This window comes from Streptomyces sp. NPDC107562, assembly GCF_055657325.1.
This window is the reverse complement of the sequence record NZ_JBVKBE010000008.1, coordinates 154,429-174,870: the sequence shown is the minus strand read 5'-3', so window position 1 is coordinate 174,870 and position 20,442 is coordinate 154,429. Positions and strand designations below refer to the sequence as shown.

General features: G+C 67.5%; 32 protein-coding genes. 29 read left to right on the top strand and 3 right to left on the bottom strand.

Annotated features, from left to right (window positions below):
• Window positions 1–21 precede the first annotated feature (21 nt).
• The 25 genes from rplV to truA all read left to right on the top strand — a co-directional run bounded on the left by rplV (window position 22) and on the right by truA (window position 14,208).
• Window positions 22–369, top strand: a complete 348-nt coding sequence (gene rplV, locus ACZ7LV_RS22865) for a 50S ribosomal protein L22 (RefSeq protein WP_003974262.1) — start codon at window positions 22–24, stop codon at window positions 367–369.
• A complete protein-coding gene (gene rpsC, locus ACZ7LV_RS22860) occupies window positions 369–1,205 on the top strand; it encodes a 30S ribosomal protein S3 (protein WP_471941699.1) in 837 nt (278 codons plus the stop codon). The genes rplV and rpsC overlap by 1 nt, the downstream gene beginning before the upstream one ends.
• 5 nt (window positions 1,206–1,210) lie before the next feature.
• Complete coding sequence (rplP, locus tag ACZ7LV_RS22855; RefSeq protein WP_005313579.1) at window positions 1,211–1,630, top strand: 50S ribosomal protein L16; 420 nt, start codon at window positions 1,211–1,213, stop codon at window positions 1,628–1,630.
• Window positions 1,630–1,854 carry a 50S ribosomal protein L29 gene (gene rpmC / locus ACZ7LV_RS22850; protein WP_007494763.1) on the top strand — a complete coding sequence of 75 codons (225 nt, stop codon included), beginning with the start codon at window positions 1,630–1,632 and terminating at the stop codon, window positions 1,852–1,854. Before rplP ends, rpmC begins: the two co-directional genes overlap by 1 nt.
• Window positions 1,854–2,138: a 30S ribosomal protein S17 gene (gene rpsQ / locus ACZ7LV_RS22845; RefSeq protein ID WP_018543912.1), complete on the top strand. Its 285-nt coding sequence runs from the start codon at window positions 1,854–1,856 to the stop codon at window positions 2,136–2,138. The genes rpmC and rpsQ overlap by 1 nt, the downstream gene beginning before the upstream one ends.
• A 100-nt stretch (window positions 2,139–2,238) precedes the next feature.
• Window positions 2,239–2,607 (top strand): 50S ribosomal protein L14, encoded by a 369-nt coding sequence (gene rplN / locus ACZ7LV_RS22840; RefSeq protein ID WP_003998823.1) that lies wholly within the window; start codon window positions 2,239–2,241, stop codon window positions 2,605–2,607.
• Between the two features lie 2 nt (window positions 2,608–2,609).
• A complete protein-coding gene (rplX, locus tag ACZ7LV_RS22835; protein WP_401679762.1) occupies window positions 2,610–2,933 on the top strand; it encodes a 50S ribosomal protein L24 in 324 nt (107 codons plus the stop codon).
• Window positions 2,933–3,490: a 50S ribosomal protein L5 gene (rplE, locus tag ACZ7LV_RS22830; RefSeq protein WP_030788262.1), complete on the top strand. Its 558-nt coding sequence runs from the start codon at window positions 2,933–2,935 to the stop codon at window positions 3,488–3,490. Before rplX ends, rplE begins: the two co-directional genes overlap by 1 nt.
• 5 nt (window positions 3,491–3,495) lie before the next feature.
• Entirely contained in the window at window positions 3,496–3,681 is a 186-nt protein-coding gene (locus ACZ7LV_RS22825) for a type Z 30S ribosomal protein S14 (protein WP_003948630.1), read from the top strand.
• 210 nt (window positions 3,682–3,891) lie between these two features.
• A complete protein-coding gene (gene rpsH / locus ACZ7LV_RS22820; RefSeq protein ID WP_015658459.1) occupies window positions 3,892–4,290 on the top strand; it encodes a 30S ribosomal protein S8 in 399 nt (132 codons plus the stop codon).
• Window positions 4,291–4,314: 24 nt separating this feature from the next.
• Window positions 4,315–4,854 carry a 50S ribosomal protein L6 gene (gene rplF / locus ACZ7LV_RS22815; protein ID WP_365451861.1) on the top strand — a complete coding sequence of 180 codons (540 nt, stop codon included), beginning with the start codon at window positions 4,315–4,317 and terminating at the stop codon, window positions 4,852–4,854.
• A gap of 3 nt (window positions 4,855–4,857) precedes the next feature.
• Window positions 4,858–5,241 (top strand): 50S ribosomal protein L18, encoded by a 384-nt coding sequence (gene rplR / locus ACZ7LV_RS22810; RefSeq protein ID WP_471941697.1) that lies wholly within the window; start codon window positions 4,858–4,860, stop codon window positions 5,239–5,241.
• A gap of 64 nt (window positions 5,242–5,305) precedes the next feature.
• A complete protein-coding gene (gene rpsE / locus ACZ7LV_RS22805; RefSeq protein WP_009190144.1) occupies window positions 5,306–5,911 on the top strand; it encodes a 30S ribosomal protein S5 in 606 nt (201 codons plus the stop codon).
• Window positions 5,912–5,913: 2 nt separating this feature from the next.
• Entirely contained in the window at window positions 5,914–6,096 is a 183-nt protein-coding gene (rpmD, locus tag ACZ7LV_RS22800) for a 50S ribosomal protein L30 (protein ID WP_003974250.1), read from the top strand.
• A gap of 2 nt (window positions 6,097–6,098) precedes the next feature.
• Entirely contained in the window at window positions 6,099–6,554 is a 456-nt protein-coding gene (gene rplO, locus ACZ7LV_RS22795; RefSeq protein ID WP_003974249.1) for a 50S ribosomal protein L15, read from the top strand.
• Window positions 6,555–6,797: 243 nt separating this feature from the next.
• Complete coding sequence (gene secY, locus ACZ7LV_RS22790; protein WP_471941696.1) at window positions 6,798–8,111, top strand: preprotein translocase subunit SecY; 1,314 nt, start codon at window positions 6,798–6,800, stop codon at window positions 8,109–8,111.
• Window positions 8,111–8,773 carry an adenylate kinase gene (locus ACZ7LV_RS22785; protein ID WP_401679772.1) on the top strand — a complete coding sequence of 221 codons (663 nt, stop codon included), beginning with the start codon at window positions 8,111–8,113 and terminating at the stop codon, window positions 8,771–8,773. The genes secY and ACZ7LV_RS22785 overlap by 1 nt, the downstream gene beginning before the upstream one ends.
• A gap of 137 nt (window positions 8,774–8,910) precedes the next feature.
• Window positions 8,911–9,747: a type I methionyl aminopeptidase gene (map, locus tag ACZ7LV_RS22780; RefSeq protein WP_471941694.1), complete on the top strand. Its 837-nt coding sequence runs from the start codon at window positions 8,911–8,913 to the stop codon at window positions 9,745–9,747.
• Window positions 9,748–9,901: 154 nt separating this feature from the next.
• Window positions 9,902–10,123 carry a translation initiation factor IF-1 gene (infA, locus tag ACZ7LV_RS22775; RefSeq protein WP_003948620.1) on the top strand — a complete coding sequence of 74 codons (222 nt, stop codon included), beginning with the start codon at window positions 9,902–9,904 and terminating at the stop codon, window positions 10,121–10,123.
• A gap of 64 nt (window positions 10,124–10,187) precedes the next feature.
• The gene (gene rpmJ / locus ACZ7LV_RS22770) at window positions 10,188–10,301 is read left to right on the top strand and encodes a 50S ribosomal protein L36 (protein ID WP_003974245.1); all 114 of its coding nucleotides are present in this window, start codon (window positions 10,188–10,190) and stop codon (window positions 10,299–10,301) included.
• Between the two features lie 193 nt (window positions 10,302–10,494).
• On the top strand, window positions 10,495–10,875 hold the full coding sequence (rpsM, locus tag ACZ7LV_RS22765) for a 30S ribosomal protein S13 (protein ID WP_164587875.1): 381 nt from the start codon (window positions 10,495–10,497) through the stop codon (window positions 10,873–10,875).
• Between the two features lie 66 nt (window positions 10,876–10,941).
• Window positions 10,942–11,346: a 30S ribosomal protein S11 gene (rpsK, locus tag ACZ7LV_RS22760; protein WP_003956432.1), complete on the top strand. Its 405-nt coding sequence runs from the start codon at window positions 10,942–10,944 to the stop codon at window positions 11,344–11,346.
• A 150-nt stretch (window positions 11,347–11,496) separates the two neighbouring features.
• Window positions 11,497–12,519 (top strand): DNA-directed RNA polymerase subunit alpha, encoded by a 1,023-nt coding sequence (locus tag ACZ7LV_RS22755; RefSeq protein WP_003966937.1) that lies wholly within the window; start codon window positions 11,497–11,499, stop codon window positions 12,517–12,519.
• A 181-nt stretch (window positions 12,520–12,700) separates the two neighbouring features.
• Window positions 12,701–13,210: a 50S ribosomal protein L17 gene (gene rplQ, locus ACZ7LV_RS22750; protein WP_401679778.1), complete on the top strand. Its 510-nt coding sequence runs from the start codon at window positions 12,701–12,703 to the stop codon at window positions 13,208–13,210.
• A gap of 140 nt (window positions 13,211–13,350) precedes the next feature.
• A complete protein-coding gene (gene truA / locus ACZ7LV_RS22745; RefSeq protein WP_471941692.1) occupies window positions 13,351–14,208 on the top strand; it encodes a tRNA pseudouridine(38-40) synthase TruA in 858 nt (285 codons plus the stop codon).
• Between the two features lie 25 nt (window positions 14,209–14,233).
• On the opposite strand, the gene ACZ7LV_RS22740 is transcribed toward truA, so the two are convergent.
• On the bottom strand, window positions 14,234–15,115 hold the full coding sequence (locus ACZ7LV_RS22740; protein WP_471941691.1) for a hypothetical protein: 882 nt from the start codon (window positions 15,113–15,115) through the stop codon (window positions 14,234–14,236).
• A 74-nt stretch (window positions 15,116–15,189) separates the two neighbouring features.
• On the opposite strand from ACZ7LV_RS22740, the gene ACZ7LV_RS22735 reads away from it, so the two are divergent.
• The 4 genes from ACZ7LV_RS22735 (at window position 15,190) to glmM (ending at window position 18,279) form a co-directional block, all read left to right on the top strand.
• Window positions 15,190–15,438, top strand: a complete 249-nt coding sequence (locus tag ACZ7LV_RS22735) for a hypothetical protein (RefSeq protein WP_471941689.1) — start codon at window positions 15,190–15,192, stop codon at window positions 15,436–15,438.
• Window positions 15,439–15,713: 275 nt separating this feature from the next.
• Window positions 15,714–16,157 (top strand): 50S ribosomal protein L13, encoded by a 444-nt coding sequence (rplM, locus tag ACZ7LV_RS22730; RefSeq protein WP_401679790.1) that lies wholly within the window; start codon window positions 15,714–15,716, stop codon window positions 16,155–16,157.
• 42 nt (window positions 16,158–16,199) lie between these two features.
• On the top strand, window positions 16,200–16,712 hold the full coding sequence (gene rpsI, locus ACZ7LV_RS22725; RefSeq protein WP_401679793.1) for a 30S ribosomal protein S9: 513 nt from the start codon (window positions 16,200–16,202) through the stop codon (window positions 16,710–16,712).
• Between the two features lie 208 nt (window positions 16,713–16,920).
• On the top strand, window positions 16,921–18,279 hold the full coding sequence (gene glmM / locus ACZ7LV_RS22720) for a phosphoglucosamine mutase (protein WP_471941687.1): 1,359 nt from the start codon (window positions 16,921–16,923) through the stop codon (window positions 18,277–18,279).
• 74 nt (window positions 18,280–18,353) lie between these two features.
• Here glmM and ACZ7LV_RS22715 read toward each other — a convergent pair whose 3' ends face one another.
• Together ACZ7LV_RS22715 and coaA are read right to left on the bottom strand one after the other, a co-directional pair.
• The gene (locus ACZ7LV_RS22715; protein ID WP_471941685.1) at window positions 18,354–19,295 is read right to left on the bottom strand and encodes a DUF389 domain-containing protein; all 942 of its coding nucleotides are present in this window, start codon (window positions 19,293–19,295) and stop codon (window positions 18,354–18,356) included.
• Window positions 19,296–19,329: 34 nt separating this feature from the next.
• Window positions 19,330–20,316, bottom strand: coding sequence for a type I pantothenate kinase (coaA, locus tag ACZ7LV_RS22710; protein WP_401679802.1), 987 nt, complete (start codon window positions 20,314–20,316; stop codon window positions 19,330–19,332).
• Between the last annotated feature and the right edge of the window lie 126 nt (window positions 20,317–20,442).

Here is a 20,442-nt window from a genome sequence, read left to right as displayed (position 1 = left end):
AGAAACCTGAAAGGGACAACCATGGAAGCCAGGGCCCAGGCGCGGTACATCCGCGTCACGCCCATGAAGGCCCGCCGTGTGGTGGACCTCATCCGTGGCATGGATGCCACGGAGGCCCAGGCGGTCCTGCGATTCGCTCCGCAGGCCGCCTCCGTACCGGTCGGCAAGGTGCTCGACAGCGCCATTGCCAACGCCGCGCACAACTACGACCACACCGACGCCGACAGCCTCTTCATTTCCGAGGCGTACGTCGACGAGGGCCCGACCCTGAAGCGGTTCCGGCCGCGTGCCCAGGGCCGTGCCTACCGGATCCGCAAGCGGACCAGCCACATCACCGTGGTCGTCAGCAGCAAGGAAGGAACCCGGTAATGGGCCAGAAGGTTAACCCGCATGGGTTCCGCCTCGGTGTCACGACGGACTTCAAGTCCCGTTGGTACGCCGACAAGCTGTACAAGGACTACGTCAAGGAAGACGTCGCCATCCGTCGGATGATGACGTCCGGCATGGAGCGCGCCGGCATCTCGAAGGTGGAGATCGAGCGCACCCGTGACCGCGTCCGCGTCGACATCCACACCGCTCGCCCGGGCATCGTCATCGGCCGCCGTGGCGCCGAGGCCGACCGCATCCGCGGCGACCTGGAGAAGCTGACCGGCAAGCAGGTCCAGCTGAACATCCTCGAGGTCAAGAACCCCGAGACGGATGCTCAGCTGGTCGCCCAGGCCGTCGCCGAGCAGCTCTCCTCCCGCGTCTCCTTCCGTCGGGCCATGCGCAAGAGCATGCAGTCCGCCATGAAGGCCGGCGCCAAGGGCATCAAGATCCAGTGCGGTGGCCGCCTCGGCGGCGCCGAGATGTCCCGCTCGGAGTTCTACCGCGAGGGCCGCGTGCCCCTGCACACGCTCCGCGCGAACGTGGACTACGGCTTCTTCGAGGCCAAGACGACCTTCGGCCGCATCGGCGTGAAGGTCTGGATCTACAAGGGCGATGTCAAGAACATCGCCGAGGTCCGTGCCGAGAACGCTGCCGCCCGTGCGGGTAACCGCCCGGCTCGCGGTGGCGGCGGCGCCGACCGCCCGGCCCGTGGTGGCCGTGGCGGCGAGCGTGGCGGGCGCGGTCGCAAGCCGCAGCAGGCTGCTGGTGCCGAGGCCCCCAAGGCCGAGGCCCCCGCGGCTGCCGCTCCGGCTGAGAGCACCGGAACGGAGGCCTGACCGACATGCTGATCCCCCGTAGGGTCAAGCACCGCAAGCAGCACCACCCGAAGCGCCGCGGTATGGCCAAGGGTGGTACGACGGTTGCGTTCGGCGAGTACGGCATCCAGGCCATGACTCCGGCGTACGTGACCAACCGCCAGATCGAGGCGGCCCGTATCGCGATGACCCGCCACATCAAGCGTGGCGGCAAGGTCTGGATCAACATCTACCCGGACCGCCCCCTCACCAAGAAGCCCGCCGAGACCCGCATGGGTTCCGGTAAGGGTTCTCCGGAGTGGTGGGTCGCGAACGTGCACCCGGGTCGGGTCATGTTCGAGCTGTCGTACCCCAACGAGAAGATCGCCCGTGAGGCGCTGACCCGTGCGGCCCACAAGCTGCCGATGAAGTGCCGGATCGTCAAGCGCGAGGCAGGTGAAGCGTGATGTCGGCCGGTACCAAGGCGTCCGAGCTGCGCGAGCTGGGCAACGAGGAGCTTCTGGCGAAGCTCCGCGAGGCCAAGGAAGAGCTGTTCAATCTCCGCTTCCAGGCGGCGACCGGCCAGCTCGAGAACCATGGCCGTCTCAAGGCGGTCCGCAAGGACATCGCCCGGATCTACACCCTCATGCGTGAGCGTGAGCTCGGCATCGAGACGGTGGAGAACGCCTGATGAGCGAGAAGAACGTGACTGAGAACGCAGAAGCGCGCGGCTTCCGCAAGACCCGTGAGGGTCTTGTCGTCAGCGACAAGATGGACAAGACCGTCGTCGTCGCCGTCGAGGACCGCGTCAAGCACGCGCTGTACGGCAAGGTCATCCGCCGTACGAACAAGCTCAAGGCGCACGACGAGCAGAACGCCGCGGGTGTCGGCGACCGTGTCCTCCTCATGGAGACCCGGCCGCTGTCCGCGACGAAGCGCTGGCGCGTCGTCGAGATCCTCGAGAAGGCCAAGTAATCCCTCCTAGGGGGACCCCCTAGGCATCGTTCCGCCAGGCTCGGGGCGGGCGCGTCCTGCGCGCCCGCCCCGGGAACCGGCAGACAACCAGGAGATAGACGTGATCCAGCAGGAGTCGCGACTGCGTGTCGCCGACAACACTGGTGCGAAGGAGATCCTTTGCATCCGTGTGCTCGGTGGCTCCGGTCGCCGCTACGCGGGTATCGGTGACGTCATCGTCGCCACCGTCAAGGACGCGATCCCCGGTGGCAACGTGAAGAAGGGTGACGTCGTCAAGGCGGTCATCGTTCGCACCGTCAAGGAGCGCCGCCGTCCGGACGGCTCGTACATCCGCTTCGACGAGAACGCCGCCGTCATTCTGAAGAACGACGGCGACCCTCGCGGCACCCGTATCTTCGGCCCCGTCGGCCGTGAGCTGCGCGAGAAGAAGTTCATGAAGATCATCTCGCTCGCGCCGGAGGTGCTGTAAGCATGAAGATCAAGAAGGGCGACCTGGTCCAGGTCATCACCGGCAAGGACAAGGGCAAGCAGGGCAAGGTCATTGCCGCTTACCCGCGCGACGAGCGTGTCCTGGTCGAGGGTGTCAACCGGGTCAAGAAGCACACCAAGGCCGGTCCCACGGCTCGCGGTTCGCAGGCCGGCGGCATCATCACCACCGAAGCCCCCATTCACGTGAGCAATGTTCAGCTCGTCGTGGAGAAGGACGGCAACAAGGTCGTGACCCGCGTCGGTTACCGCTTCGACGACGAGGGCAACAAGATCCGCGTTGCCAAGCGGACGGGTGAGGACATCTGATGGCTACCACCACCACTCCGCGTCTGAAGACGAAGTACCGCGAGGAGATCGCGGGCAAGCTGCGTGAGGAGTTCTCCTACGAGAACGTCATGCAGATCCCCGGCCTCGTCAAGATCGTGGTCAACATGGGTGTGGGCGACGCCGCCCGCGACTCCAAGCTGATCGAGGGCGCCATCCGCGACCTCACCACGATCACCGGTCAGAAGCCGGCCGTCACCAAGGCCCGCAAGTCCATCGCGCAGTTCAAGCTGCGTGAGGGACAGCCGATCGGTGCCCACGTCACGCTCCGTGGCGACCGCATGTGGGAGTTCCTGGACCGCACCCTGTCGCTCGCGCTGCCGCGCATCCGCGACTTCCGTGGTCTGTCCCCCAAGCAGTTCGACGGCCGTGGCAACTACACCTTCGGTCTCACGGAGCAGGTCATGTTCCACGAGATCGACCAGGACAAGATCGACCGCGTCCGGGGTATGGACATCACCGTGGTCACCACGGCGACCAACGACGCTGAGGGCCGCGCGCTCCTTCGTCACCTCGGCTTCCCGTTCAAGGAGGCGTGAGCGAGATGGCGAAGAAGGCTCTGATCGCTAAGGCTGCTCGCAAGCCCAAGTTCGGTGTGCGTGGCTACACCCGCTGCCAGCGCTGCGGCCGTCCGCACTCCGTGTACCGCAAGTTCGGCCTGTGCCGCGTGTGCCTTCGTGAGATGGCTCACCGTGGCGAGCTGCCGGGCGTGACCAAGAGCTCCTGGTAATTCCCGTAAGAGGGGATTCCTGAAGCTCTCGGTAAGCATCTGGGTCGGCAGGGGCCCTTCTCCGCATGCATTAGGCTTGCGGGGTTGGGCGTCTGCCGCCCGTACGACTTACTACGCCGTAGGTCCACCGCGCCGCACCCGTCCCGTCTCGGATCGGGGAGAGGGATGGCGCACCAGGAAACCCCGGCGAGAGAGGCCGAAGGCCAATTCATGACCATGACTGATCCGATCGCAGACATGCTTACGCGTCTGCGGAACGCGAACTCGGCGTACCACGACACCGTGGCGATGCCGCACTCGAAGATCAAGTCGCACATCGCGGAGATCCTCCAGCAGGAGGGCTTCATCACGGGCTGGAAGGTCGAGGACGCCGAGGTCGGCAAGAACCTCGTCCTGGAGCTGAAGTTCGGCCCCAACCGTGAGCGCTCCATCGCGGGCATCAAGCGGATCTCCAAGCCCGGTCTCCGGGTCTACGCGAAGTCCACCAACCTGCCGAAGGTGCTCGGCGGCCTCGGCGTGGCGATCATCTCCACGTCGCACGGGCTTCTCACCGACAAGCAGGCCGGCAAGAAGGGCGTAGGCGGAGAAGTTCTCGCCTACGTCTGGTAACGGAAGGGAACGGAGGAAACAGCTATGTCGCGCATCGGCAAGCTCCCCATCGCGGTTCCCGCCGGCGTGGACGTCACCATCGACGGCCGTACGGTCAAGGTCAAGGGCCCCAAGGGCGAGCTGACCCACACCGTCGTGGCACCGATCGAGATCGTCAAGGGTGAGGACGGCGTTCTGAACGTCACCCGCCCGAACGACGAGCGTCAGAACAAGGCCCTCCACGGCCTGTCCCGCACGCTGGTGGCGAACATGATCACCGGCGTGACCCAGGGTTACGTGAAGAAGCTCGAGATCAGTGGTGTCGGTTACCGCGTGACCGCCAAGGGCTCGAACCTCGAGTTCGCGCTCGGCTACAGCCACCCGATCGTGGTCGAGGCCCCCGAGGGCATCTCCTTCAAGGTGGAGAACCCGACCCGTTTCTCGGTCGAGGGCATCGACAAGCAGAAGGTCGGCGAGGTTGCGGCCAACATCCGCAAGCTGCGCAAGCCCGACCCGTACAAGGCCAAGGGCGTCAAGTACGAGGGCGAAGTCATCCGCCGCAAGGTCGGAAAGGCGGGTAAGTAAGCCATGGCATACGGACAGAAGATCCTCAAGGGCGACGCCTACAAGCGCGCCGCGATCAAGCGCCGTCACATCCGGATCCGCAAGCGGATCGCCGGTACGGCGGAGCGTCCCCGTCTGGTCGTTACCCGCTCCAACCGCCACATCGTGGCCCAGGTGATCGACGACATCAAGGGTCACACCCTGGCGTCCGCGTCCACCCTGGACACCTCGGTGCGCGGTGGCGAGGCCGACAAGTCCACGCAGGCCAAGCAGGTCGGCGCCCTGGTCGCCGAGCGCGCCAAGGCTGCGGGCGTCGAGGCCGTCGTGTTCGACCGTGGTGGCAACCAGTACGCCGGGCGCATCGCCGCCCTGGCGGACGCCGCCCGCGAAGCCGGACTCAAGTTCTGAGTCCCCGTCGCGCAGCGACTGATGTCACTGCGTAGCTAGCGGAAAAAAGAGAGAGGTAATTCCAATGGCTGGACCCCAGCGCCGCGGTGGCGGTGCCGGTGGCGGCGAGCGGCGGGACCGGAAGGGCCGTGACGGCGGCGCAGCTGCCGCCGAGAAGACCGCGTACGTTGAGCGCGTTGTCGCGATCAACCGCGTCGCCAAGGTTGTGAAGGGTGGTCGTCGCTTCAGCTTCACCGCGCTGGTCGTGGTGGGCGACGGTGACGGCACCGTGGGTGTCGGTTACGGCAAGGCCAAGGAGGTGCCGGCCGCCATCGCCAAGGGTGTTGAGGAGGCCAAGAAGCACTTCTTCAAGGTCCCCCGTATCCAGGGCACCATCCCGCACCCCATCCAGGGTGAGAAGGCTGCCGGCGTCGTGCTCCTGAAGCCCGCGTCGCCCGGTACCGGTGTGATCGCCGGTGGTCCGGTGCGTGCCGTGCTCGAGTGCGCCGGTATCCACGACGTGCTGTCGAAGTCGCTCGGCTCCGACAACGCGATCAACATCGTGCACGCGACCGTGGAGGCCCTGAAGGGTCTGCAGCGTCCCGAGGAGATCGCGGCCCGCCGTGGTCTGCCGCTCGAGGACGTCGCCCCCGCGGCTCTTCTCCGTGCACGTGCCGGGGCGGGTGCGTAATCATGGCGCAGCTCAAGATTACGCAGGTCAAGTCCTACATCGGCAGCAAGCAGAACCACCGTGACACCCTGCGTTCCCTTGGTCTCAAGGGCATCAACACGCAGGTCGTCAAGGAGGACCGCCCCGAGTTCCGCGGCATGGTGCACACCGTCCGCCACCTCGTGACGGTCGAGGAGGTCGACTGATCATGGCGGAGAACAACCCGCTCAAGATCCACAACCTCCGTCCCGCCCCGGGCGCCAAGACCGCCAAGACCCGTGTGGGTCGTGGTGAGGCGTCGAAGGGTAAGACGGCCGGTCGTGGTACCAAGGGTACGAAGGCTCGTTACCAGGTTCCGGAGCGCTTCGAGGGTGGCCAGATGCCCCTCCACATGCGTCTTCCGAAGCTGAAGGGCTTCAAGAACCCGTTCAAGACCGAGTTCCAGGTCGTGAACCTCGACAAGCTGGCCGCGCTCTACCCCGAGGGTGGCGAGGTCACCGTCGAGGGTCTGGTGGCCAAGGGTGCCGTTCGCAAGAACAGCCTCGTCAAGGTCCTCGGCCAGGGCGAGATCTCCGTGGCGCTGCAGGTGACGGTCGACGCCGTCTCCGGCTCCGCCAAGGAGAAGATCACCGCCGCCGGCGGTACCGTCACCGAGCTCGTCTGAACACAACAGGCGCCTCGATGACTTGAGCGATCCCGACCGGGGATACCCCACAAATGGGGTATCCCCGGTTGGTCGTTCCAAGGGTGGCAGTCGCGCGGGTAAGGTGGCCTGCACTGCCAACTTTCACAGCTGTCGCACGTCGGGCACTTTGAGCGGCAGTTGACCGTTATCCATGTCGTTGTTCTATTGGAACCTCAAGACCGTCACCCTTGACGCAGACGCGCGGGGGTCGCAGGAGGCACCGTGCTCACCGCGTTCGCCCGGGCGTTCAAGACGCCCGACCTGCGCAAGAAGCTGCTCTTCACGCTCGGCATCATTGTGGTGTACCGAGTCGGTACACACATCCCGATTCCGGGCGTCGACTACCAGAACGTCCAGACCTGTATCGACGTAGCCAAGGGCAACCAGGGTCTGTTCGGTCTGGTCAACATGTTCAGCGGCGGCGCCCTGCTGCAGATCACGATCTTCGCGCTCGGCATCATGCCCTACATCACCGCGAGCATCATCCTGCAACTCCTGACGGTGGTGATCCCCCGCCTCGAGGCCCTCAAGAAGGAGGGGCAGGCGGGTACGGCGAAGATCACGCAGTACACCCGCTACCTGACCGTGGCGCTCGCCATCCTGCAGGGCACCGGCCTCGTCGCCACCGCCCGCAGCGGCGCCCTGTTCCAGGGCTGCCCGGTCGCCGGCCAGATCGTCCCCGACCAGTCGATCTTCGTCACCATCACCATGGTGATCGTCATGACCGCCGGTACGGCCGTCGTGATGTGGCTCGGTGAGCTCATCACCGACCGCGGCATCGGCAACGGCATGTCGATCCTGATGTTCATCTCGATCGCCGCCACCTTCCCGTCCGCCCTGTGGGCCATCAAGCAGCAGGGCACACTGGCCGACGGCTGGATCGAGTTCGGCACGGTCATCCTCGTCGGCCTGTTCATGGTCGGCCTGGTGGTCTTCGTCGAGCAGGCCCAGCGCCGGATCCCGGTGCAGTACGCCAAGCGCATGATCGGCCGCCGCGCCTACGGCGGTACGTCCACCTACATCCCGCTCAAGGTGAACCAGGCGGGTGTGATCCCCGTCATCTTCGCCTCGTCGCTGCTCTACATCCCGGCGCTGATCGCGCAGTTCTCCAGCGGGAACTCCGGCTGGAAGAGCTGGATCGAGGGTCACCTGGTCCAGGGCGACCACCCGATTTACATCACTCTGTACTTCTTGCTCATTGTTTTCTTCGCGTTCTTCTACGTGGCGATCTCCTTCAACCCCGAGGAAGTCGCCGACAACATGAAGAAGTATGGTGGCTTCATCCCGGGCATCCGGGCTGGCCGACCGACCGCTGAGTACCTGAGTTACGTACTCAACCGGATCACCTGGCCGGGTTCGCTGTATCTGGGTCTGATCGCTCTCGTGCCGACGATGGCGTTGGTTGGTTTCGGGGCAAACCAGAACTTCCCGTTCGGTGGTACCAGCATCCTGATCATCGTGGGTGTCGGTCTCGAGACGGTGAAGCAGATCGAGAGCCAGCTCCAGCAGCGCAATTACGAAGGGTTCCTCCGCTGATGCGAATCGTCCTCGTCGGCCCGCCGGGTGCCGGTAAGGGTACGCAGGCCACTCGCCTTGCCGAGAAGCTGTCGATCCCGCACATCTCCACGGGCGACCTGTTCCGCGCCAACATCAGTCGGCAGACGGAGCTCGGCAAGCTGGCGAAGTCCTACATGGACGCCGGCAACCTGGTGCCGGACGAGGTCACCATCGCCATGGCGAAGGACCGCATGGAGCAGCCGGACGCCGAGAACGGCTTCCTGCTGGACGGTTTCCCGCGCAACGTCTCGCAGGCCGAGGCGCTGGACGAGCTGCTCCGGAGCGAGGGCATCACCCTGGACGCCGTGCTCGACCTGGAGGCGCCCGAGACCGAGGTCGTCAAGCGGATCGCCGGGCGGCGCATCTGCCGCAAGGACTCCGCGCACGTCTTCCACGTGACGTACAGCGCGCCGAAGCAGGAGGGCGTCTGCGACGTCTGCGGCGGCGAGCTCTACCAGCGGGACGACGACACCGAGGAGACCGTGCGCAAGCGGCTGGAGGTCTACCACACGCAGACCGAGCCGATCATCGACTACTACAAGGCGCAGGGGCTGGTCGTCACCATCTCCGCGATGGGTGCGGTCGACGAGGTCACGGGGCGTGCGCTGGAGGCGCTCAAGCGCGAGGACGACGGTCAGTAGTCGTTCGTCGTACGTGGTCGGCGGCCGCGGTTCCCCCTGAGGGGACCGCGGCCGCTGCGTGGGGTGGGACCGGCGCGACCGCCCCGTATCGTGGAAGAAGTCCGTCCCCTCCCGGTCCAAGAAAGGCCGTCGTCCTCATGGTGCAGATCAAGAGTCCCGAGCAGATCGCCAAGATGCGTGAGGCCGGGCTGGTCGTCGCCGCCATCCACGCGGCCACGCGTGCGGCGGCGGTGCCCGGGGCCAGCACGAAGGATCTGGACGAGGTCGCGCGCAAGGTGCTCGCGGAGCACGGGGCGAAGTCGAACTTCCTGGGGTACGGCGGTTTCCCCGCGACCATCTGCACCTCGGTGAACGAGGTCGTCGTGCACGGCATCCCGTCCGAGGACGTCGTCCTCAAGGACGGCGACATCATCTCCGTCGACTGCGGCGCCGTGGTCGACGGCTGGCACGGCGACGCGGCCTACACGGCGTTCGTGGGCTCCGGTCACGCTCCGGAGCTCATCGAGCTGTCGCGGGTGACCGAGGAGTCGATGTGGGCGGGCATCGCGGCGATGAAGCAGGGCAACCGGCTGGTCGACGTCTCCCGGGCCATCGAGACGTACATCCGCCGCCAGCCGAAGCCCGGCGGCGGCCGCTACGGGATCATCGAGGACTACGGCGGCCACGGCATCGGCACCGAGATGCACATGGACCCGCACCTGCTGAACTACGTCGACCGGCGGCGGGGCAAGGGCGCGAAGCTGGTTCCCGGGTTCTGCCTGGCCATCGAGCCGATGGTGTCGCTGGGCACCCCGCGCACCGAGGTCCTCAAGGACGACTGGACGGTCATCACCACCGACGGCACCTGGTCCTCCCACTGGGAACACTCCATCGCCCTGACCGAAGAAGGCCCCCTGGTCCTGACGGCCCCCGACGGCGGCAAGGCGAAGCTCGCGGAGTACGGGATCACGGCGGCGCCGGATCCCGTCGCATAATGATCATGGGCTTGGGGCAGACTGCCTCGATTCGTCTTTCCGGGTGCGCTGTCGTAGACTGACTCGTCGGCTCTTGTGTACCCGCATGTCTGCATGCGCCCGTAAGGGAAAAGTCCAGGGGTCGATCAAGGTAGTCGATTCCGAAGGGCGAAGCGTGGCCAAGAAGCAAGGTGCCATCGAGATCGAGGGCACTGTCGTCGAGTCTCTGCCGAACGCCATGTTCAAGGTCGAGCTCCAGAACGGCCACCAGGTCCTGGCACACATCAGCGGCAAGATGCGCATGCACTACATCCGCATCCTCCCTGACGACCGGGTCGTGGTGGAGCTGTCTCCGTACGACCTCACGCGTGGCCGGATCGTCTACCGGTACAAGTAGATCTTGCCCTCGCCCCGTGTGCGTACGCGGGGCCGTCGGCAACTGACCCGGAGAACCTCACCCCATGAAGGTCAAGCCGAGCGTCAAGAAGATCTGCGACAAGTGCAGGGTGATCCGCCGTCACGGCCGGGTCATGGTCATCTGCGACAACCCGCGCCACAAGCAGCGCCAGGGCTGACCGCAGGACCTCTCCCTCTGCACCTCTTTCGCAGAGATTCGCGCGACGCGAGCTGAATATGTTCATACGCAGGGCCCGAGCCGTCGTGCGGCTCGACACCCCCGGTCGGAGGCCGGGGACCCAGTTCGTACCTGATACGGCGGCTGGGAACCGGTCCTGCGGAAGACCTCCGAAGATCACCAGGAGCCATTGAATGGCACGCGTTTCCGGTGTCGACATCCCGCGCGAAAAGCGCGTGGAGGTCGCCCTCACCTACGTGTTCGGCATCGGCCGGACCCTCTCGCAGGCGACGCTGGCCGCCACGGGCATCGACCCGAACACCCGCGTCCGCGACCTGAGCGAAGAGCAGCTCGTCGCGATCCGCGAGTACGTCGACAGCAACATCAAGACCGAGGGTGACCTCCGTCGCGAGATCCAGGCCGACATCCGCCGCAAGGTCGAGATCGGCTGCTACCAGGGTCTGCGTCACCGCCGCGGCCTGCCGGTCCGCGGTCAGCGCACCAGCACCAACGCCCGCACCCGCAAGGGCCCGCGTCGCGCCATCGCCGGCAAGAAGAAGCCGGGCAAGAAGTAGTCCGCAGCGGACTCGCCGTCCAGCGGTCTTCGCTGTAGGACCGACCACCTCCCGTAGGAGTAAGAGATGCCCCCCAAGGGACGTCAGGGCGCTGCCAAGAAGGTGCGCCGCAAGGAAAAGAAGAACGTCGCTCACGGCCACGCGCACATCAAGAGCACGTTCAACAACACGATCGTCTCGATCACGGACCCCTCGGGCAACGTGATCTCCTGGGCCTCCGCCGGCCACGTCGGCTTCAAGGGCTCCCGCAAGTCCACGCCGTTCGCCGCGCAGATGGCCGCCGAGTCGGCTGCCCGCCGCGCCCAGGAGCACGGCATGCGCAAGGTCGACGTGTTCGTCAAGGGCCCGGGTTCCGGTCGTGAGACCGCCATCCGTTCGCTCCAGGCGACCGGTCTCGAGGTCGGCTCCATCCAGGACGTCACCCCGACCCCGCACAACGGCTGCCGTCCGCCCAAGCGCCGCCGCGTCTGATCTTCGCGCGGGCCGCTTGGTCCGAGGTTTTCGGGCGGTACGACTCCTTCGGGTCGTATCGCCCGTACCCTTGTAGGAAATCGACATCGGGCTACCGCCCGGTGGCTCAGGGCGTCAAATAGCGGGCGCCCCTGACAGAAGGAACGCAACATGCTGATCGCTCAGCGTCCCTCGTTGACCGAAGAGGTCGTCGACGAATTCCGCTCCCGGTTCGTGATCGAGCCGCTGGAGCCGGGCTTCGGCTACACCCTCGGCAACTCCCTGCGCCGGACCCTCCTGTCCTCGATCCCGGGTGCGGCGGTCACGTCCATCCGCATCGACGGCGTGCTGCACGAGTTCACCACCGTGCCGGGCGTCAAGGAGGACGTCACCGACCTGATCCTCAACATCAAGCAGCTGGTCGTCTCCTCGGAGCACGACGAGCCGGTCGTGATGTACCTGCGCAAGCAGGGCCCGGGTCTGGTCACCGCCGCCGACATCGCGCCCCCGGCCGGTGTCGAGGTGCACAACCCCGACCTCGTCCTCGCCACGCTCAACGGCAAGGGCAAGCTGGAGATGGAGCTGACGGTCGAGCGCGGCCGCGGTTACGTCTCCGCCGTGCAGAACAAGCAGGTGGGCCAGGAGATCGGCCGTATCCCGGTCGACTCCATCTACTCGCCGGTGCTCAAGGTCACGTACAAGGTCGAGGCCACGCGTGTCGAGCAGCGCACCGACTTCGACAAGCTGATCGTCGACGTCGAGACCAAGCAGGCGATGCGTCCGCGCGACGCCATGGCCTCCGCCGGCAAGACGCTGGTCGAGCTGTTCGGTCTCGCCCGCGAGCTGAACATCGACGCCGAGGGCATCGACATGGGTCCGTCCCCGACGGACGCCGCGCTCGCCGCCGATCTGGCACTGCCGATCGAGGAGCTGGAGCTCACCGTTCGGTCGTACAACTGCCTCAAGCGCGAGGGCATCCACTCCGTGGGTGAGCTCGTGGCGCGTTCCGAGGCCGACCTGCTCGACATCCGCAACTTCGGTGCGAAGTCGATCGACGAGGTCAAGGCGAAGCTGGCCGGCATGGGCCTGGCCCTCAAGGACAGCCCGCCCGGATTCGACCCGACCGCCGCCGCCGACGCCTTCGGCGCGGACGACGACGCGGACGCGGGCTTCGTGGAGACCGAGCAGTACTAGGACCTCGGGCCAGCCGGTCCGTTTTCGGGTGCGGGTGCGCTGTGCTTGATCGCGCAGTTCCCCGCGCCCCTTCCGGAAGCGCTCCTGCGGACCTGCTTCCGGATCTCCGACGGGCAACCGCTCGCTCGGATACTGACCTCGGTACCTGATACGGCCGGGGCAGAGACACAGGAGATGGAAAATGCCGAAGCCCACCAAGGGTGCCCGTATGGGCGGCAGCGCCGCGCACGAGAAGCTGCTCCTCGCGAACCTCGCGAAGGCGCTCTTCGAGCACGGCCGTATCACCACCACCGAGGCGAAGGCGCGCAAGCTGCGTCCGTACGCCGAGCGTCTGGTCACCAAGGCGAAGAAGGGCGACCTTCACAACCGCCGTCAGGTGCTCCAGGTCATCACGGACAAGAGCATCGTCCACACGCTCTTCACCGAGATCGGCCCGCGCTACGAGAACCGTCCGGGTGGCTACACCCGCATCACCAAGATCGGTAACCGCCGTGGCGACAACGCGCCCATGGCCGTCATCGAGCTGGTCGAGGCGCTGACCGTCGCGCAGCAGGCCACGGGCGAGGCCGAGGCCGCCACCAAGCGTGCCGCCAAGGACGCCGAGGCCACGGAGGCCACCGAGGCCAAGGTCGACACGACCAAGGCCGAGGACGCCACCGAGGCTCCCGCCGAGGAGTCGAAGGACGCTTAAGCGTTCTGCCGGGGGCTGTTCGTCGGTGGCTGCGGGTTCGCGGTGGCTGATCGCGCAGTTCCCCGCGCCCCTTCAGGGCGTTGCGGGCCCGTTCCTTTCGAGGAGCGGGCCCGCTCTTTCGTTGCTGAGAGGATCTGTACGTGAGTGATGTAGCAGCACCCGGTGACGTGCGTGTCCGCCTCGATCTGTCGTACGACGGCGGCGAGTTCCACGGCTGGGCCAAGCAGGCCGGTGGGAAGCGGACCGTGCAGGGGGAGATCGAGGACGCCCTGCGGACCGTGACGCGGACGCGGCACACGACGTACGAGCTGACCGTGGCCGGCCGGACCGACGCCGGTGTGCACGCGCGGGGCCAGGTGGCGCACGTCGATCTGCCCCGTGAGGTGTGGGCGGAGCAGAAGGAGAAGCTGCTCAAGCGGCTCGCCGGACGGCTGCCGAAGGATGTGCGGGTGTGGGCCCTGCGCGAGGCCCCGGCCGGCTTCAACGCCCGTTTCTCGGCGGTCTGGCGCCGCTACGCCTACCGGGTCACCGACAACCCCGGCGGTGTCGACCCGCTGCTGCGGGGCCATGTCCTGTGGCACGACTGGCCGCTGGACGTCGACGCGATGAACGAGGCGGCCCGGGCGCTGCTCGGGGAGCACGACTTCGCCGCCTACTGCAAGAAGCGGGAGGGCGCCACGACCATCCGCACGCTGCAGGAGCTGAGTCTGGTGCGCGGTGACGACGGGATCGTCACCGCGACCGTGCGGGCGGACGCCTTCTGCCACAACATGGTGCGCTCCCTGATAGGCGCCCTGCTGTTCGTGGGGGACGGGCACCGCCCGGCCGACTGGCCGGGGAAGGTGCTCGCCGCCGGCGTCCGGGACTCGGCGGTGCATGTCGTACGGCCGCACGGGCTCACGCTGGAGGAGGTCGGCTACCCGGCGGACGACCTGCTGGCCGCGCGCAACAAGGAGGCGCGCAACAAGCGGTCGCTGCCGTCCGCGGGTTGCTGCTGACCCCGGGGCGCCGCCCGGCGGCGGTCTACTCGTTCGCCGCCGCGGAGGCTTGGGCCTCGCCCCTCCTGCGGATCTGACGGAAGGTGAACTCGGCCAGGTCGTCGCCGGTGGAGAAGACCGCCGTGTCCTTGGGCGTCACGTCGTTGCCGTTGGTGAAGCCGGCGATGGTGAAGTAGGCGTAGCGGCCGTAGGAGTTGGTCGTGGAGCGGCAGACCGCGGCGTTGCAGAACGCCTTGACGCCGCCGCCCGACAGGGACTTCACGATGCTCTTGCTGTCGGACTGGTCCTTGACCTTGGCCGCCTGGGCCTCGGTGTCGAAGACCGCAACGCCCACCGTCACGGCCATGCCGTCCTTGGTGTAGGTGACGCGCAGCAGCCGGGTGCAGTCGTTGGCCTTGAGTACCTTCGGCAGGCTCCGCGCGGCGGCCGAGCCGCAGTTCTTGGTGTCGGCCGTCGGCCCCTTCTTGTAGACGGTCTCGCCCATGGTCAGCTGGGTGCCGGGGAAGAGACCGGCCGCGCTCAGCGGTGCGGTGTCCTTGGCCTTGCTGGAGATGAAGTCCTTCGGGTCCAGCGGCGGCGGCGCGCTGGTCGGCGCGAAGGACGGCGCGGGGGCGCCGGACTCGCTCGGGATGTCGGCCGTCGCGGGCAACTGGGAGGACGGGTCGTTCGCCGCCTGGTTGTTGCCGTTCGCGGAGACGACGGCCACCGCCACGGCGGCGCCCACCGCGACGGTCGCGAGCGCGCCGCCGCCGATGAACAACAGCCGGCGCCGCTTGTGGCGCGACTCGGACGCCTCGGCGAGTGCCGCCCAGTCCGGCGTCTGGTCGCTGCCGCTGTTCCAGGGCTGCTGCGATTGCGGTTTCCAGGGATCCCACTGGGACTGGGGTCCCCCCTGCCCATAGCTCATGGGGCGCAGTTTAGACGGGCCGAGGGGTGTGCTGGTCCGTCTCAACCAGCCCTGCAAGGCCTAGCGTTCGCTCCATGAGCGCGGGCAAATACGGCATCTCCGGGTGGTTGGTACGAAGGGTCGCGGGCGGTCTGTGGGGGGTTGTCGTCGAGATCGTGGTGGGGACGGCGCTCTCGGGGACCCGCGTGCCGGGGTCGTCGTACGACCTTCTGCTGCTGGTCGTGCCGCGTTGCTGCTCCGCGCGGGCGCGTCGGCGGGCGAGACGGGCGCTCACCTTCTGTGCGGCGGTCGTCACCGTGCGGTGCGAGCGGCCGCGCTCCTGAAAAAAAGGCGGGTGGCGAGGACGTAAAGTGGGGAGGAGAACTGGATGCCGTGGTCGTGGCGCACCCGTTTTGACCGGGTGGACACGCCACAGGTATCCTGCTTCTTCGTTGTGTATTGGCTTGCTCATTCTCACGGGACGGGCCCTTACACCGGTCCACCGGGCCGATGACCAGCGACCAGCACGCGGTTTGCGTCACCGCTGTGCGGTCAGGGCTGTCGTGATCGTTTCGGTGACCTGTTCAGGACCATTCACTCGAAGCGAAGGCTACGAACCGTGCGTACGTACAGCCCCAAGCCCGGCGATGTGACGCGCCAGTGGCACGTCATCGACGCTCAGGACGTCGTCCTGGGTCGTCTCGCCACCACCGCCGCGTCCCTTCTGCGGGGCAAGCACAAGCCGATCTACGCGCCCCACGTCGACACCGGTGACTTCGTCGTCATCATCAACGCCGACAAGGTGCACCTCTCCGGCAACAAGCGGACCCAGAAGATGGCGTACCGCCACTCCGGCTACCCGGGTGGTCTGCGCTCCGTCCGTTACGACGAGCTGCTCGACAAGAACCCCGAGAAGGCCATCGAGAAGGCCGTCAAGGGCATGCTTCCCAAGAACACCCTGGGCCGTCAGATGCTCTCCAAGCTGAAGGTCTACCGCGGCGAGAACCACCCCCACGCTGCCCAGCAGCCGGTTCCGTTCGAGATCACCCAGGTCGCGCAGTAAGTCCGGCCACCCCCTAAGACTGAAGAGAATCTGAGGAGAATCGTGGCCGAGACCACTGCCGAGCAGCCGCTCGAAGAGCTTGACATCGACAGCTACACCACCGAGTCCGAGGTCCCCGTCGAGGGTGAGTACACCTCGGAGTCCATGGCCTCCCGCTTCGGCGACCCGCAGCCGGCCGCCGGCCTGGGCCGTCGCAAGAACGCCATCGCCCGCGTCCGGATCGTTCCGGGCTCCGGCAAGTGGAAGATCAACGGTCGCACCCTTGAGGACTACTTCCCGAACAAGGTGCACCAGCAGGAGGTCAACGAGCCCTTCAAGGTGCTCGAGCTCGAGGGCCGCTACGACGTCATCGCCCGTATCGCCGGTGGCGGCGTCTCCGGCCAGGCCGGTGCGCTCCGTCTCGGTGTCGCCCGTGCGCTGAACGAGGCGGACGTCGACAACAACCGTGGTGCCCTGAAGAAGGCGGGCTTCCTGCGCCGCGACGACCGTGCGGTCGAGCGCAAGAAGGCCGGTCTGAAGAAGGCCCGTAAGGCTCCGCAGTACAGCAAGCGCTAAACCGCGGGCTGTACTCCGAACGCCCCGGCGGCACGCCACTGTGCCGCCGGGGCATTCGTTTATCAACGAGCACAGGCGTATAACGGCACAAGACGCTCAAAGTCTTGTGTGATGGGATGGCCAGGCATCATATGCCTGGGAATCCGGAGCCCCGAGCACGGGCCGCACCCGCGGGGCTGCCGGAACTGACGTTTCCTCAGGAGGACAAGTGGGACGACTCTTCGGCACGGACGGCGTTCGCGGTGTCGCCAACGCGGATCTGACGGCCGAGATGGCGCTCGGCCTGTCCGTCGCGGCGGCCCACGTGCTGGCCGAGGCGGGCACCTTCGCCGGCCACCGGCCGACGGCGGTGGTCGGGCGGGACCCGCGCGCGTCCGGAGAGTTCCTGGAGGCCGCGGTGGTCGCCGGCCTCGCCAGCGCGGGCGTGGACGTCCTGCGGGTCGGCGTGCTGCCGACGCCGGCCGTGGCGCATCTGACCGGTGCGCTGGGGGCCGACCTGGGCGTCATGCTCTCCGCCAGCCACAACGCCATGCCGGACAACGGCATCAAGTTCTTCGCGCGGGGCGGGCACAAGCTGGCGGACGACCTCGAGGACCGGATCGAGTCCGTCTACGAGGAGCACCGGCGCGGTGAGCCCTGGGAGCGGCCGACCGGGTCCGGGGTCGGGCGGGTGCGCGACTACGAGGAGGGCTTCGACCAGTACGTCGCCCATCTCCTCGCCGTCCTGCCGAACCGGCTGGACGGGCTGAAGATCGTCCTGGACGAGGCGCACGGGGCGGCGGCCCGGGTGTCGCCGGAGGCCTTCGCACGGGCCGGTGCCGAGATCGTCACGATCGGCGCCGAGCCGGACGGGCTGAACATCAACGACGGGTGCGGTTCGACACACCTGGACCTGCTGAAGGCCGCGGTGATCGAGCACGGGGCCGACTTCGGTGTCGCGCACGACGGCGACGCGGACCGGTGCCTCGCCGTGGACCACACCGGCGAGGAGGTGGACGGCGACCAGATTCTGGCCGTGCTCGCGCTGGCGATGCGGGAGCGTTCCGCACTGCGCTCCGGCACCGTCGTCGCGACCGTGATGTCGAATCTGGGCTTCAAGCTGGCCATGGAGCGCGAGGGCATCCAGCTGGTGCAGACCGCGGTGGGCGACCGGTACGTGCTGGAGGAGATGAAGGAGCACGACTACGCCCTCGGCGGTGAGCAGTCCGGGCACGTGATCGTCCTCGACCACGCCACGACCGGTGACGGCACGCTCACGGGGCTGCTGCTGGCGGCGCGGGTCGCGCAGAGCGGGCGGTCGCTGCGGGAGCTGGCCGGTGTGATGGAGCGGCTGCCGCAGGTGCTGGTCAACGTCCCGGACGTGGACAAGTCGCGGGTGGGCACGTCCGCGGACCTGGCTGCCGCCGTCGGGGAGGCCGAGCGGGAGCTGGGAGCGACCGGGCGGGTGCTGCTGCGGCCGTCGGGGACCGAGCCGCTGGTCCGGGTCATGGTCGAGGCGGCGGACATCGACCAGGCGCGGTCCGTGGCCGGGCGGCTGGCCGATGCCGTGAAGTCGGCGCTGGGCTAGCGCCGGGGCGGGGAGCTGCTGGTGCCGGGCCGTGGGTCGGACCTGGCTAGTCGCGCAGTTCCCCGCGCCCTTTGTCAACCGGCTTCGGTCATCCGGGGTCGGCGGGACGACCAGAACCACTTCTGTGCCAGCAGGGTGAGGGTGCCGGCGAGGATGATGCCGAGCAGGTTCAGCAGAAGCTGTTCGGTGGAGCCGACGGTCTGCTCGGTGTCGCCGTAGCTCAGGGCGACGGCGGCGTTCGCGGCGGCCGGGACGGTCGTGACGGAGATGGCCACCCCGACGAGGGCGCCGGACTTCGCGGAGGTCAGGGAGAGGGTGCCGGCGGCGCCCGCCAGGACCGCGACAACGAACGAGAACCAGTCGGGGGCGTAGACGAACCCGGTCTGCGGCCGGTCGCCCTCCAGCTTCTGCTCCGTGAACAGGCCCACGGAGTCCATGAAGAGGCTGAACGCCACCGTGACCGCCATCGCCACCGCGAAACCCACCAGCAGCGCGATCAGTGAGCGCAGCGCCAGGCGGGGGCGGCGTTGCACCATCGCGGTGCAGATGCCGGCCAGCGGGCCGAACTCCGGGCCGACCGCCATCGCGCCCACGATCAGGATCGCGTTGTCGAGGACGACGCCGCAGGCCGCGATCATCGTGGCCAGCGTGATGAACGCGAGGTAGGTGACCGAGAGGGTCGACTCCTCGTGCGTCGCCTCGGTCAGGTGCTCCCACAGCACGGCGTCCGCGGCCTCGCCGGGGGCGTCCTTCTCGGCCTTGACGGCGCGCTTGGACAGCGACAGGTCGATGTCCTCGACGGCGATCGAGCCGTAGTCCTCGATGCCCAGTTCCTGGAGCCGGCTGAGCAGTTCGTCGCCCGCCTCCCGGGCGACGTCACATGTCACCACGTCCCCTGCCGGGTTGCGGGCGGCGCCCGTCAGCACGCACAGGTGCGCGGTGCCGACGGTTTCCTCGATGACACGGATCACGGCGTCGGTCCGGTCGGACGGTGTGATCACCCGGATATGCAGCATGACGCCTTTTTAACAGCCCGGCGCGTGGCGTGGGTCAGAGCTTGCGCAGCCGCAGGCGTTGCACCTTGTGGTCGGGGCCCTTGCGGACGACCAGGGTCGCGCGGCCGCGGGTGGGGGCGATGTTCTCCACCAGGTTGGGCTTGTTGATGGTGCGCCAGAGGGTGCGGGCGTAGTCGACGGCCTCGTCCTCGGAGACCTGGGTGTACTTGCGGAAGTAGGAGTCCGACTTCTGGAAGGCCGTGTGGCGGAGCTTCTTGAAGCGGTTCAGGTACCAGCGCTCGATGTCCTCGGCGGTGGCGTCGACGTAGACGCTGAAGTCGAAGTAGTCGGCGAGACCGACGCGGGTGCGGCCGTCCTTGCCGGGGAGGGCGGGCTGGAGGACGTTCAGGCCCTCGACGATCAGGATGTCCGGGCGGCGCACGACGAGCCGTTCGCCGGGGACGATGTCGTAGATGAGGTGGGAGTAGACGGGGGCGGTGACCTCGTCCTTGCCGGCCTTGATGTCGGCGACGAAGCGGGTCAGGGCGCGGCGGTCGTACGACTCGGGGAAGCCCTTGCGGGACATGAGGCCCCGGGCTTCCAGCTCCTTGGTGGGGAGCAGGAAGCCGTCGGTGGTGACCAGTTCCACGCGCGGGTGCTCGGGCCAGCGGGAGAGCAGGGCCTGGAGCAGGCGGGCGACGGTGGACTTGCCGACGGCGACGGAGCCGGCGACGCCTATGACGAAGGGCGTGCCGGACTGGGAGCCCTGCTCGCCGAGGAAGGTGTTGAGGGCGCCGCGGAGGGCGTCGGTGGCGCCGACGTAGAGATTGAGGAGACGGGAGAGCGGGAGGTAGATGTCCCGCACCTCGTCGAGGTCGATGACGTCACCGAGGCCGCGCAGCTTCTCGACTTCCTCCGCCGTCAGGGGCAGCGGGGTCTTGTCGCGCAGCGCGCTCCACTCGGCGCGGGTGAGGTCGACGTAGGGAGTCGCCTCCGGCCGGGGCCGGTGGGCGCTCCGTGTCGGGGAGACCGGAGAGATCACAGTCCATTGTTACGGGAGTGTGGACGGCAGGGGGCGTGGGATGCGTCACGCGGGGGATGTCGGTCGGGGCGGCGGACCCGCGGCGGTGCTTTCGTCAGTGCGCGTCGGGGACCGATCGCAGCGAGC

Excerpts from the sequence above, each read along its gene's own strand:
- ACZ7LV_RS22755 (WP_003966937.1), top strand. The coding sequence starts at position 11,497 with ATGCTGATCGCTCAGCGTCCCTCGTTGACCGAAGAGGTCGTCGACGAA.
- rplQ (WP_401679778.1), top strand. The coding sequence starts at position 12,701 with ATGCCGAAGCCCACCAAGGGTGCCCGTATGGGCGGCAGCGCCGCGCAC.
- map (WP_471941694.1), top strand. The coding sequence starts at position 8,911 with ATGGTGCAGATCAAGAGTCCCGAGCAGATCGCCAAGATGCGTGAGGCC.
- ACZ7LV_RS22735 (WP_471941689.1), top strand. The coding sequence starts at position 15,190 with ATGAGCGCGGGCAAATACGGCATCTCCGGGTGGTTGGTACGAAGGGTC.
- rpsE (WP_009190144.1), top strand. The coding sequence starts at position 5,306 with ATGGCTGGACCCCAGCGCCGCGGTGGCGGTGCCGGTGGCGGCGAGCGG.
- rplX (WP_401679762.1), top strand. The coding sequence starts at position 2,610 with ATGAAGATCAAGAAGGGCGACCTGGTCCAGGTCATCACCGGCAAGGAC.
- rpmD (WP_003974250.1), top strand. The coding sequence starts at position 5,914 with ATGGCGCAGCTCAAGATTACGCAGGTCAAGTCCTACATCGGCAGCAAG.
- ACZ7LV_RS22785 (WP_401679772.1), top strand. The coding sequence starts at position 8,111 with ATGCGAATCGTCCTCGTCGGCCCGCCGGGTGCCGGTAAGGGTACGCAG.
- rpsQ (WP_018543912.1), top strand. The coding sequence starts at position 1,854 with ATGAGCGAGAAGAACGTGACTGAGAACGCAGAAGCGCGCGGCTTCCGC.
- rpsK (WP_003956432.1), top strand. The coding sequence starts at position 10,942 with ATGCCCCCCAAGGGACGTCAGGGCGCTGCCAAGAAGGTGCGCCGCAAG.
- rpsC (WP_471941699.1), top strand. The coding sequence starts at position 369 with ATGGGCCAGAAGGTTAACCCGCATGGGTTCCGCCTCGGTGTCACGACG.
- rplE (WP_030788262.1), top strand. The coding sequence starts at position 2,933 with ATGGCTACCACCACCACTCCGCGTCTGAAGACGAAGTACCGCGAGGAG.
- ACZ7LV_RS22740 (WP_471941691.1), bottom strand. The coding sequence starts at position 15,115 with ATGAGCTATGGGCAGGGGGGACCCCAGTCCCAGTGGGATCCCTGGAAA.
- rplP (WP_005313579.1), top strand. The coding sequence starts at position 1,211 with ATGCTGATCCCCCGTAGGGTCAAGCACCGCAAGCAGCACCACCCGAAG.
- ACZ7LV_RS22825 (WP_003948630.1), top strand. The coding sequence starts at position 3,496 with ATGGCGAAGAAGGCTCTGATCGCTAAGGCTGCTCGCAAGCCCAAGTTC.
- rplF (WP_365451861.1), top strand. The coding sequence starts at position 4,315 with ATGTCGCGCATCGGCAAGCTCCCCATCGCGGTTCCCGCCGGCGTGGAC.
- rpsM (WP_164587875.1), top strand. The coding sequence starts at position 10,495 with ATGGCACGCGTTTCCGGTGTCGACATCCCGCGCGAAAAGCGCGTGGAG.
- ACZ7LV_RS22715 (WP_471941685.1), bottom strand. The coding sequence starts at position 19,295 with ATGCTGCATATCCGGGTGATCACACCGTCCGACCGGACCGACGCCGTG.
- rplV (WP_003974262.1), top strand. The coding sequence starts at position 22 with ATGGAAGCCAGGGCCCAGGCGCGGTACATCCGCGTCACGCCCATGAAG.
- rplR (WP_471941697.1), top strand. The coding sequence starts at position 4,858 with ATGGCATACGGACAGAAGATCCTCAAGGGCGACGCCTACAAGCGCGCC.
- rplO (WP_003974249.1), top strand. The coding sequence starts at position 6,099 with ATGGCGGAGAACAACCCGCTCAAGATCCACAACCTCCGTCCCGCCCCG.
- rpmJ (WP_003974245.1), top strand. The coding sequence starts at position 10,188 with ATGAAGGTCAAGCCGAGCGTCAAGAAGATCTGCGACAAGTGCAGGGTG.
- rpsH (WP_015658459.1), top strand. The coding sequence starts at position 3,892 with ATGACCATGACTGATCCGATCGCAGACATGCTTACGCGTCTGCGGAAC.
- rpmC (WP_007494763.1), top strand. The coding sequence starts at position 1,630 with ATGTCGGCCGGTACCAAGGCGTCCGAGCTGCGCGAGCTGGGCAACGAG.